The sequence below is a fragment of the Mixta mediterraneensis genome, assembly GCF_030283135.1.
Taxonomy (GTDB): Bacteria; Pseudomonadota; Gammaproteobacteria; order Enterobacterales; family Enterobacteriaceae; genus Pantoea; species Pantoea mediterraneensis.
Window position 1 is genome coordinate 22,013 of sequence record NZ_JASUAZ010000042.1, and the last position, 9,834, is coordinate 31,846.

13 protein-coding genes are annotated in these 9,834 nt (G+C 54.2%); 6 read left to right on the top strand and 7 right to left on the bottom strand.

All coding sequences use genetic code 11. The features are described from left to right. Positions 1–12: 12 nt before the first annotated feature. The 5 genes from umuC to QRY16_RS17985 form a co-directional block, all read right to left on the bottom strand. A complete protein-coding gene (gene umuC, locus QRY16_RS17965; protein ID WP_289777570.1) occupies positions 13–1,278 on the bottom strand; it encodes a translesion error-prone DNA polymerase V subunit UmuC in 1,266 nt (421 codons plus the stop codon). Next, complete coding sequence (locus QRY16_RS17970) at positions 1,266–1,700, bottom strand: LexA family protein (RefSeq protein WP_289777571.1); 435 nt, start codon at positions 1,698–1,700, stop codon at positions 1,266–1,268. The genes umuC and QRY16_RS17970 overlap by 13 nt, the downstream gene beginning before the upstream one ends. Positions 1,701–1,795: 95 nt before the next feature. Continuing rightward, on the bottom strand, positions 1,796–2,128 hold the full coding sequence (gene pemK-mt, locus QRY16_RS17975) for a type II toxin-antitoxin system toxin endoribonuclease PemK-mt (RefSeq protein WP_004187427.1): 333 nt from the start codon (positions 2,126–2,128) through the stop codon (positions 1,796–1,798). A gap of 1 nt (position 2,129) precedes the next feature. Beyond that, positions 2,130–2,387, bottom strand: a complete 258-nt coding sequence (gene pemI, locus QRY16_RS17980; RefSeq protein WP_289777572.1) for a type II toxin-antitoxin system antitoxin PemI — start codon at positions 2,385–2,387, stop codon at positions 2,130–2,132. Between the two features lie 92 nt (positions 2,388–2,479). Then, a complete protein-coding gene (locus QRY16_RS17985; protein ID WP_289777573.1) occupies positions 2,480–3,133 on the bottom strand; it encodes a CPBP family intramembrane glutamic endopeptidase in 654 nt (217 codons plus the stop codon). A 112-nt stretch (positions 3,134–3,245) separates the two neighbouring features. On the opposite strand from QRY16_RS17985, the gene QRY16_RS17990 reads away from it, so the two are divergent. The 6 genes from QRY16_RS17990 (at position 3,246) to QRY16_RS18015 (ending at position 9,022) form a co-directional block, all read left to right on the top strand. After that, positions 3,246–3,596, top strand: coding sequence for a DUF1496 domain-containing protein (locus tag QRY16_RS17990; RefSeq protein ID WP_289777574.1), 351 nt, complete (start codon positions 3,246–3,248; stop codon positions 3,594–3,596). Between the two features lie 105 nt (positions 3,597–3,701). Then, positions 3,702–4,097, top strand: coding sequence for a lytic transglycosylase domain-containing protein (locus QRY16_RS17995; protein ID WP_004187436.1), 396 nt, complete (start codon positions 3,702–3,704; stop codon positions 4,095–4,097). 68 nt (positions 4,098–4,165) lie between these two features. Next, positions 4,166–5,404 (top strand): secretion/conjugation apparatus DotM-related subunit, encoded by a 1,239-nt coding sequence (locus tag QRY16_RS18000; protein ID WP_224257434.1) that lies wholly within the window; start codon positions 4,166–4,168, stop codon positions 5,402–5,404. A 10-nt stretch (positions 5,405–5,414) separates the two neighbouring features. Next, positions 5,415–6,365 (top strand): DsbC family protein, encoded by a 951-nt coding sequence (locus tag QRY16_RS18005; protein WP_289777575.1) that lies wholly within the window; start codon positions 5,415–5,417, stop codon positions 6,363–6,365. 12 nt (positions 6,366–6,377) lie between these two features. Then, a complete protein-coding gene (locus tag QRY16_RS18010; RefSeq protein WP_289777576.1) occupies positions 6,378–8,465 on the top strand; it encodes a P-loop NTPase family protein in 2,088 nt (695 codons plus the stop codon). Between the two features lie 47 nt (positions 8,466–8,512). Next, positions 8,513–9,022: a MucR family transcriptional regulator gene (locus tag QRY16_RS18015; RefSeq protein ID WP_277130141.1), complete on the top strand. Its 510-nt coding sequence runs from the start codon at positions 8,513–8,515 to the stop codon at positions 9,020–9,022. 55 nt (positions 9,023–9,077) lie between these two features. On the opposite strand, the gene dqlB is transcribed toward QRY16_RS18015, so the two are convergent. Further along, positions 9,078–9,173 (bottom strand): DinQ-like type I toxin DqlB, encoded by a 96-nt coding sequence (gene dqlB / locus QRY16_RS18020; protein WP_004206884.1) that lies wholly within the window; start codon positions 9,171–9,173, stop codon positions 9,078–9,080. A gap of 384 nt (positions 9,174–9,557) precedes the next feature. Then, the gene (locus QRY16_RS18025; protein WP_419776146.1) at positions 9,558–9,731 is read right to left on the bottom strand and encodes a type II toxin-antitoxin system CcdA family antitoxin; all 174 of its coding nucleotides are present in this window, start codon (positions 9,729–9,731) and stop codon (positions 9,558–9,560) included. Positions 9,732–9,834: the final 103 nt, after the last annotated feature.

The window sequence follows — 9,834 nt, forward strand, 5'->3', positions numbered from 1 at the left end:
TGGACATCGCTGTTATCGCATAAACGCCGCGGGAATATCCTTCCACTGCGTGGTGTAGGCCGGGGACAGCATTTCACGGCGCATGGCATATTCCGGATCAATACCTTCTCCGGCGAAGAAGACCCTTGACCTTCCTTCCCTGTTTATTTTGTCGATGGTGGCCATCAGTTTTTCGCTGCCCGGCCGCACTGCTGCCGGCTCAAACAGATCCAGCTGGGTTTCATGTCCCTGCAGATCGCTGAGCATCACGCCGGCTTTTGCATACCGCACGCCCTCACGCCAGATACGCGACAGCCCCAGCTGCGCCGCGGCGATGATGTCGCGTGTATCCTGGCTTGGCACAGGAAGCACTTCCGTTGCCTGGTTACTGTAGGGCACACCGCCGGCGTCATAAGCACTGCTGCGGATAAATACCGTGACCACCTTCGCCAGGCGGTTTTCCTGGCGCAACTTTTCCCCTGCCCGTGTGGCATATTTAGTCACTGCCTGCTGCATCTGAGCCAGTTGCGTGACCCGCGCTCCAAACGAACGGGATACCACAAGCTGCTGTTTCGCGCCGGTACCTTCTTCCAGGGCAAAGCAGGCCTCGCCACGCAGCTCACGAATGGTCCGTTCCAGCGTCACACCGTACAGCCGGCGTGCAAGACGGGTATCCATCTCTGCGAGCGCCAGCGCCGTTTTGATCCCCATTGCCGCCAGCCCTTTTTCGGTACGATGGCCAACGCCCCACACATCGCCGGCCGACACCAGGCTCATCAGCTTTTTCAGTCTCGCTGGATCACTGAGCGCCACAACTCCCCCGGTGGCAGGCCACGTCTTTGCGGCGTGGTTGCACAGCTTGGCCAGCGTCTTCGTTGGCGCGACGCCGACTCCACAGGTGAGCGTGGTCTGGCGCAGCACTTCCGCCCGCAAAAGCTGGCCAAACGCCTGCGGCGTCATCACTCCCTCCATGTGAGACGCATCCGCAAAGAGCTCATCAATTGAGTAAACAAACGTCCGCGGCGCCAGACTTTCCACCACGGTTGCAAATCTGGCGGAGAATGAGGCGTAAAGGGTGTAGTTGGAACTGAAGACGGCGACGTTATGCTGTTCCAGCAGGCGACGGCAGCGGAAATAGGGCTCCCCGCGGCGCACGCCCAGCGCTTTCGCCGCGCGATTGACCGCCACAAGCGCCCCGTCGTTGTTGCTGAGGACGACCACAGGGCGACCTCGCAAATCAGGGCGGAACGCCTCTTCGCAGCTGCAGTACATCGAATTGACGTCGATTAAGGCGTACACGGGCGGTGTCTCATGACAGTGAACGTAACCACACCCCATATCTGCAGCGCCTCCGGATCAAACCTGATTGGCGGAAAAGCCGGATTCAGCGGCATCAGACAGGGGTAAGGGCGGAGCTGCAGCTGCTTGACCGTAAATTCATTATCGATGCTGGCAATCACTATGCTGCCGTGACGGGGCTCTTCTGCCCGATCGACGACCAGCACATCGCCATCATGAATGCGCGCATCACGCATAGAATCGCCGGACACACGCAAGAAGAACGTCGCGGCCGGACGCCGGACGCAGTAATCATGCAGGTTAAGTTCATTGGCCTCATAGCCTGCGGCCGGGCTGGGAAAGCCGGCCGCAACGGGCTCGGCAAAAAAAGGGAGTGCGTCGCCGTCCACTGAAGGCCGGGGATAAACGAGATCCAGCGCCATAATCTAGCCTCCAATAACTGTTTATACATACAGTATATTGCAGACTTCAGGAAACAGGCAATGCCGGCATACTTCGTGCCGGCACGCTGAGGGGGTCAGGTCAGAATGGTTGCCAGACGGCCAAGAACGTCGTCCATGATAGTCTCTGGCACCCGTTCGAGTCGTTTGCCGCCGCGGGCTTTCATATCGATCGTCCGGGGTTGATCGCAACGCACAACGCCAGTGGTACGTATGCCGGCACCGTCCAGCGACACCGCAAAGCCGGCAGTGCGGGCAAAATTGCCTCCGCTGGTCACGGGCACAACAACAGGCAGGCGGGTCACGCGGTTAAAGGCCGCCGGCGTGACAATCAGCACCGGCCGCGTTCCCTGCTGCTCATGACCTGCGGTAGGGTCAAGCGAGACAAGCCAGATTTCCCCTCTTTCCATGTCAGATTTCCTCCTGACCAGTTGCCGGCGCATCCAGCCACTCTCGTTCTTCTGCCGAGATTTCAGCAGTTGGATCGCACTGTGCCAGTAGCTCAGCCAGTGAATACTGCGGGCGTCTGTGCGGCTCCACAATCAACCGGCCATTATCAATGACCATGCCAACTTCATTATCTGTACCCAGAGCCAGCGCATTCAGCAGTGCCGGTGGAACGGTCAGCATGACTGAGCCGCCAACCTTCTTCAGTCGCGTTGTATGCATATTTCACCCCCATAAAAGTTATATTTAAATATAACATTCACTAAAGCGACATACCAGGCTTTAACGTTAAATGTTTAATAAAAATATAACTTTTAGCCCAACAGTAAACCCAGCGCGGTTGCTTCCATATGCAGCAATACCGGCAGCAGCAGGCCGCCGCTTCTGATCCGGGCAGCTGATGTAATCAGCCCCACCAGGAACATCTCTGCCAGGGTCAGCAGGTTCTGATACTGCATATGCACGGCGGCAAACAGTAAAGACGTTATCAGTGCGCCCAGCCACATCGTCCAGCGGTACCGCGAACGGAAAACGTTCAGCATGATCCCCCGGAACAGGGTTTCCTCATTCAGCGGGGCAAGGATAAAGATGGCCAGCAACGTCAGGATCACGTCGGGTATGGACTTATCGGCAAAAAGTTTCGTCATAAATGGCTCAGCGGGCAGGTCCAGCACTTTACCCAGCAGAAATTCACCGACATACACCACTGCCATCGTGCCAACCAGCCACGGTGCCCCAACGTTGCGCAGCTGGCCAACAACGGGTAGCGGAGCAACCCAGCGGCGGTATACCAGGAAAACACACAGCAGGTACACCAGAACAGCACCATGACTGATGAACATTGCATTTTTCCCCAGCCCATAGAGCAGAACGGCCTGTCCCATGACAAACATGGTCCCCCAGGTAATGGCCCAGGCAGCCAGCAGAACCAGCATGAACTGCAGATATTTATTACGTGACTGAATCATTTTATCCCCTGTTAATTTTTAAACAGAATCGCCTTGACACACAGGTCGGTTTTCAGACCTAATTTAAATGATCCAGAAAATAATTACCGTTTTTTTTAATGGAGAAAGTGAAATGAAATCCAACACGAAGATTGCTATCATTCTGACCGCATCCGTAATCAGTTGCAGTGCCTTTGCTCAGAGCGTATCCGCGCCGAAAACCGATTCTTTGCTGAGCAACATTCTGGGTGAACAGGTACAGACAAACCAACATCTTGTACAACTGCTGGCAAAGGATCAGAATGCAGATCTTACACTGACCCCGGAACAAAAGAAAACTGCCTGCCTGTATGAAAGTCATTACTACAGCAGCGGCGCACAGCTTACCGTCGGAAAAGAAACGCTTCGCTGCACACTGAGTGGCGAAATCCCGACATGGGAAAATGCGAATGAGGGCAATATTGTCTCTGCCGAAGGCAAATAAAATTCCCCCTGACAGCTTCTCAATTATGCGCACCAAAATGATTTAAAAAAATCTCATTTTGATGGTATATTTTTTACTCGAAATAGAAATCATTAGGAGATTGTTATGGTTGACGCACCGCCCTCAATCCCGCTACCAACCTGCATGGTTGAAGCAGCACAGATTTATCACATTCCTCTCCGTGGATTCCTCGCCTTGTGGCTGACTGAAGGCGGAAAACCGGGAATGAAAAATAAAAACAAAAACGGCACTTACGATTACGGCGCATTCCAGATAAACACCATCTGGGCGAATAAGCTGGCGTCCGATTTTGGCGTGAAAGCGGAGCAGCTGCAGCATGACTTTTGCGCCTCTGCAATGGCCAGTGCCTACATCCTCAAATACAACATCATTCTCGAAGGGGGGGATTTCTGGCAGGGTGTCGGCCGCTATCACTCCAACACGCCGGCGCGTAAGGCCTGGTATATCGGGAAGGTTTACCAAAATTCTCTGAGGTTCTGATGCAAAACCAGCCACAACGGAAAGGGGGAGGGGATGATGGCCTGATGATTATCGGGGCCCTTCTCATCATGATCACAGTAATGTGGTTTGGCTTTCGTGATTATGTGATTTACGGAGCCTGTCGCCTGCTTTACTGGATCTACGGTGTACTGCCGGACGCCATTACACCGGGTAATGCGGCCGAGCGCCGGGACATGCTGCTGTCGGCGGCGCGGTATAACCACCAGGTTTCGCTGTGGGACTTTATCAGCGTGATGAACGACACGGCCAGCGTGCTCTTTCCCCTGTTCATTTTAATCATCGGGCTTTTCGTCTGGGTTATCTCGCGCAATCCTTACTACCGTCTGACCCGTAAACTGACCATCCGGAACCTGCCCTGGGTGATGGTAAAAAACTATCCGGGGATCGCCCATATCCTCGCCCGGTTTGGCCACCTCGATCAGCTGCTGCTGAATGAAGATCCGGAAGAAGCACGCAGCGCGCAGTCACCCGTTGAGTTTGCCCAGGAACATAACCTGATTGATACAGCTAAACGCCGCCTCCGTAAAAAAGCCGCACATAAGGTCTTCCTGTCACAGGTAAACCTGGCTCCCGAAGGGGCGGCCCTTTCCCTGGCGCCCTGGGAAAAAGCACTCGCAGCCTCGTTTGTACATCTGCGGTTTATGGGCGACCGGCCAACGGCTAAATCCATTCTCGACGATCTCAACCGTTCCTGCCTGCGGACTAAAGACGGCTTCCCTGATTATTCGCTGGCCGCCGGGCTCTGGACCGTCGCCAGCCAGTGCGAAGCGTTCCGAGAATTTGCAAAGGGGCGCCGCAGCTCCCGTTCGCTACTCTACGCGCTGTTCGATGATGACCTGCAGCTGCCATCCGCAAATTTCCGGTGGCTGAAAGGCGTGGACCGCACGTTATGGTATGCACTTTCAAGCGCCGGCCGCGGGAAGTTCTTCATTGAGGGAGGTGGCGTTATTGCCTGGAGTCAGTGCGAAAGTTACCGGCTGACGCTCGATGAAGAAAAGGCGGCGAAATTCCCGCCGACCGTGCGGGCGGCCGTGCTGGGCCTTGAGCTGGATCTGCTCCATTACCGCCATATTGACCGCCGCGATCCCGCCATTCCGGTCGCTCACTGGCAGGAAGACGTTATACCGCCATTTGCATTTGAATCTGACGCTGAAGCGGAAGACGAGCCGGCTACGCCGCCTGCAGCTCCGCACGACACCCCGAACAACAGTCTGCGACTGACAGACGATGAACCGACGCCGGCTAAACCTCAGCCGGCAACCCGTCCCGATCACCTGGAACTCTAAGCGAGGAAGTATGAAACTCACCGTAAAAACCGATCGCAACACACTTTATCTTTCCGCTGACGGAAACTACCAGGAACAAGCTCTGCACTCCTTCCCCCTGTCAGCCTGTCATTTTGGACTTGGCCACGATGCCGGCAGCGGCCACATCCTGACACACAATACGTTTTCTGGTGAAGCGGTGCAGCTGTTCCGCTTTGAAAACGAATATCAGGCCATCGAGGCGCTGAACAATATCCGTAAAAAGCTGAAACAGCAGCGCGGACTCAATGCCGTGCGCCGGCTGTCTAACTTTATCTTCTGGCCAGTCGCCGCGCTGGGCTTTATCGTCTCCATCAACGGCGCGTTGATGAATATGCATCAGCCGGCACAGCCACTGCAGGCAAACTCGTATGCTCCCGCGCCGGGTCTGCAGCAGCCTGCCACTGCGCCGGAGCAGCTGCAGGTTCAGGCAGCGCCTGAAGCCCCTCAAAAACTGGCTGATAACGACTTGCTGTCACTGAAAGATGCCGTCACCAGCGGACGCTTTACGATCTCGCTTTCAACCGGGCATAAACACACCCTGTATGTGTTTTCCGATCCGATGTGCCCGCATTGCCGCGCGCTGGAACCCCGACTGCAGGAACTGAGCAAACGCTATAACGTCGAGATTTTCCCCGTGTCCGTTTATGGCGACCTGCGCTCGATGGTCCGCGCCGCTCCTGTACTTGATACAGGGAAAGCTACTCGACTGAAAAGCTGGGAAGACACGATTAACATGGGATACACCACCATGAACCCGAAAATTGACGATCCGAAAACAGCCCCGGATACCACCGGCGCCCGCCTGGTTGACGCGAACAATATGGCATTTGCGAAATTCGGGTTTATCGGCACCCCGTCCATCGTTGCCGATTCGGGTGATGTGATCCCGGTTTCCGTCGTTAAAGATGATACCCGCCTGCAGCAGGCAATAGGAGAATAACCCGGAGCCGCTATGCAACAGGAATCTGTAGACAGTAAAAAAGTCATCCGCCCGGATGGTTCGTTCATGGAGTGGTTCCTCACTCCGAACGTACAGTTTGGCCTGCTGGCCATACTGACCGTGCTGGGTCTGTTTTTCCCCTTTACCATGCTGCTGAGCATACTGATCCTTCCGCCGCTGATGGTGGCATTCACGGACCGTAAATTCCGGCCGCCGCTGCGAATGCCGAAAGACAGCGAAATGTTTGATGACACGCTGACCACGGAAAACCAGGCGGAATTCCGCCTGGGGCCCATTCGTATCCCGCATAAGGTCCGGGAGCGAAAGAAAGCAAAGGGGATATTTTATGTAGGATACGAACGAGGCCGAATGTTCGGCCGCGAGCTGTGGCTGAACATGACAGACCTGCTGCGCCACATGATGTTTTTTGGTACCACAGGGTCGGGTAAAACCGAAACCTTCTACGGCTTTATCGTTAACTTCCTGCTGTGGAGCCGAGGGTACTGCCTCTCGGACGGCAAGGCCGATAACAAGCTCGCTTTCGCCACCTGGTCGCTGGCCCGCCGTTTCGGCCGTGAGGATGATTATTACGTCCTCAACCTGCTGACCGGCAGTATTGACAGGTTCGTGAACCTGGTGAAGCAGGAAAGCACCCCTGCGCAATCCAACTCTCTCAACCTCTTCAGCGTTGCCCCACCGACGTTCATCATCCAGCTGATGGAATCCATGCTCCCCCAGGTCGGCGGGGATTCGGCGCAGTGGCAGGATACGGCGAAAGCCATGATGTCTGCGCTGATTAATGCCCTGTGTTACAAGCGCGCGCGCGGCGAACTGCTTTTGTCACAGCGCACCATTCAGAAAAACATGTCGCTGCCAGCAATGGCCGCGCTGTACGTTGAGGCAAAGAAAAACGGCTGGCACAGCGAGGGCTACGCCGCGCTGGAAAGTTACCTGGAAAATACACCTGGCTTCCTGCTGGCCAATGCGGAATACCCGGAAACATGGGAAGCCCGCGCCTTTGAACAGCACAACTACATGAGCCGTCAGTTCCTGAAGACGCTCTCCCTGTTCAATGAAACCTATGGCCATGTTTTTCCGGAAGACAGCGGTGATATCCGGATGGACGATATTTTCCACAACGACCGCATTCTGATAGTTATGATCCCGTCACTGGAGTTGTCCCGCGGTGAAGCAAGCACGCTTGGCCGCCTCTATGTAACCCTTCAGAGAATGACCATCAGTAAGGATCTCGGTTATCAGCTGGAAGGGACAAAAGAAGAAGTCATGCTGACTCACTCACTTGGAAACACAGCCCCTTACGGAATGATTTACGATGAGCTGGGCCAGTATTTTACTTCTGGTATGGACACACTGGCGGCACAAAAACGTTCACTGGAGAAGATGGGCGTTTATTCTTCTCAGGATCACCCGTCTCTTCAACGCGGTGCAAACGGCGAGGTGGATTCGCTGATCGCCAACACCCGCGTAAAGTATTTTGAGTCGATTGAAGACCGGAAAACCTTTGAAATACTGCGCGAAACAGTCGGCCAGGACTATTATTCCGAGCTCTCCGGGCAGGAAGCGGAACACGGCACGTTTTCCAAAACGGTCCGGGAAGGGGATCTGTATCAAATCCGTGAAAAGGACCGCGTAAACATTCGTGAGCTGCGTAAGCAGACCGAAGGTCAGGGTGTGATTTCGTTCCAGGATGCCCTGGTACGCAGCGCCGCATTTTACATTCCGGACAATGAGAAGTTTTCCAGCGAGCTGCCGATGCGGATAAACCGCTTTATCGAGGTATTACCGCCATCGCCGGCAACGCTGTACAGCATCTATCCGGAACGCAAGGATGATGAACTGGCGGAAACGAACCCGGATGCAATGCACTTCCCGCCGATCAAGCTGTTCGGCTACGACAAAGCGGCCAACAGCCTGCTGGAAAAAATTGAGGTCTTCTACGAGCTGCAGTGTGGCGCAATTTCACCGGAGGAAATGTCGGTGTGCCTGTTTGAACTGTTCGCTGAATGGCTTGATGGAACGGAAACGGACGACGTGCTTTACCACCAGGAAGACGATCTGTTTCCGATGATCGAGATGTAACCCTGAACGCCGGCGTTTGCCGGCGTTGTTAATCAGGAGGCCAAACGATGGCTGATAAAGAAGAATTAACAGAAAAAATTCAATGCCTGGAGTGTGGAAAATACTTCTCGTTCCTGGCTCCGCACCTGAACAAAGCCCATCAGATGAACGCCAGGGAATACCGCGAACGCTGGGCTATTCCGTTACATACCCCACTTGCCAGCGTCAGCCATTCCCGTCAGTGCAGAGAGAATGTATTGAACCGCATACGGCGAGGTGAGATCAATCCCAATGAACAGCTAGCGCTCATGGCTGAAGGAAGGAAGCACGCCCCGGAACGTGCAACCAGCACCAGACTGCATAAAGTGGCAGCGCGAAACGTAGCGCAGACACATCAGATCTGGAAGCACTCACCAGTGGTGAAAGTGGTACCAGAAGCGCTAAGGGCTGAAGCCGTGAAAAGGATGGAGGCCAGAAAAGTAACGGGGGAAAAAGTTAAGGCAATTGCTGCTGATCTGAACCTGTCGGTTGGGTGTCTGTATAAGTGGGTGTCGGCCGCTAAACAGACTGTAAACTGAAGGTTTGTGTTAAAAGGCGGGGAGTGGTTCCCCCCGCCTTTAGTTACGTTTCCGGTCAGTCAAAATACTGCCGGATCAGCTCCAGGACCGCTATCACAGCGTTAGACACTGCAACAACTGCCCGCAGAACGACGATTAACAAGTTAATCATCCGTTTGCTCCATACAGAGCAGGAACACCGCTGATCGCCCTTACACTGCCTGTCACAGCGGCTACCCAACGTCAATTGTTTTGGCCGTTCCTACTCCAGCCAGGGCATTGAAACAGCACCACCTGTTTTTCAACCAGGGCTTTAATTCGTTCACGCCGCGTAAGCGGGGGCTGGAGAAGAACGTCAACAGATTGACCCGCGCAGTATACTCTATTCCGGGTGGTTTGCATTTACTGCACTCATGGCGTAATATTTAACCGTCAATTGTTTTGGCTGTTCCCGCCTCAGTCTGGGGCAAAACATGAAAACCCGATCTCACCAGTCGGGTTTTTTTGTGCCCTTCTTTAGCTGGGATCGCATTCCGGTAAACAGCGACTAGCTTTTTTAAAAAGTCCTGTATTCATCGCTGAAGCAACTGTGTTCATCATGAAAGTTATTAAGTTCTTCCAGGGCTTCGCGGTTATCTTCCTTCCACTTGTCCGCTTCACCCTGTCGTAGTTTTTCATCCGGGGCAGTTGTCAAAACGGTAGTAGGTGTCAACAACGGGTAAAAAGTGATCCGCTTACCATCACCACCAACGGTTTAATATTGATCCACCGTTTTACTCAGGATTAGCTTCCGCGATAATCCCTGCCTTTCGTTTCTGTTTCAGTCGATAGCT